This window comes from Microcystis sp. M49636_WE2 (genome assembly GCF_030065375.1).
In the GTDB taxonomy this organism is placed as follows: domain Bacteria; phylum Cyanobacteriota; class Cyanobacteriia; order Cyanobacteriales; family Microcystaceae; genus Microcystis; species Microcystis aeruginosa_C.
Map to the genome: position 1 here is coordinate 1 of NZ_JASJFG010000913.1, position 1,122 is coordinate 1,122.

Sequence of the window (1,122 nt, forward strand, 5' to 3'; positions counted from 1 at the left end):
GCAACGCTGACGCGAGATAAAAACTTCTGGTTCTTGGCGATTAATCACCATTTCGCCGAACTTTTTGATTATTTCCTCTAGTTTAGTTAACCAGAGATTCAATTCCACCCGATAGCGATTATGACGACGTAGGACAATTTCGGCATAACCAGGAAAAACTCCCTGCATACTGGCTAATAAATAGGCGTAAAAAGTAGCCAGCAGCTTATATTCAGGCTTAGGACGGCGACCGAGTTGAATATTGAGGGGATAATAAATCCAATCGCCAAATTTCGACTTTCCTGCCTGTTTAATTAATAAATGGGGGGAACCGGTTAAAGAGACGGGATAGCCGGATTGTAACAGGACTCCGTGATAAATACAGGATACCCCCTGACGCATCAAAGCTTCCGTTTCCCTAGCGGCGGCTAAAATATCGCTGGTGGGAGTAGTCAGGGAATAATAATCGGGATAGGAGTCTTGTAGGACTTTTTTAACGTGACTTTGACTCTCTTGGCGCAATTTAAGCAAAAAATCTCGCTCAGGGTCTTTTTCTTGGCTATTGCCGTAGAGATTTAAAAACCCACGGCGTTGACAACGTTGGTAGTCTAGAAGTAGATCATCGGTCAGTAGCATTCTATACAAGGAGAAAAGTTAAGCTTTCCTGGACCTGTGAGGTAAAGTAAAAAATAATAAACTTAAAAAAAGAAAACATTCCCAAGTGTGTTTCCTCTACTCTAATACTATTGTGACAATTGCGACTGAATCCGTCGATAGAATTCAGCCGTCGGTCGTTGGGAGTCAGGAAATGGGGAAATGGGGAATTCAACTAAAACCCTAAAACCCCAAAACCCAACACCTTCTAACTGATAACTGATAACTGACCCCCCAATCTCCTCGCTTATGCAGAATTTAGACGAAAATAGCCTCGATTTCGCCGTTAGTAAACCGGATTTAGCCGAACAAAGACAGGAATTTCGGGGACTTAGCAATAAAGTTTATTTTAATTTCGGTGGTCAGGGAACCTTGCCCAAGGCGGGATTAGAAGCGATTATCGATGCCCATAATTTTCTCCAACAAAAGGGGCCTTTTTCAGGACGGGTAAACGATTGGATTACCAAAAAAACGGAACTTCTCAGGCAA

General features: G+C 42.6%; 1 protein-coding gene and 1 pseudogene. One reads left to right on the top strand and one right to left on the bottom strand.

What is annotated here, in order from left to right:
* A partial coding sequence (locus PX484_RS20910) for a TM0106 family RecB-like putative nuclease (protein WP_288105360.1) occupies positions 1-615 on the bottom strand: 615 nt, incomplete at its 3' end.
* Positions 616-882: 267 nt separating this feature from the next.
* Between PX484_RS20910 and PX484_RS20915 the strand changes: the two are divergent.
* Positions 883-1,122 (top strand): annotated as a pseudogene (locus PX484_RS20915) (aminotransferase class V-fold PLP-dependent enzyme); the annotation flags it as partial.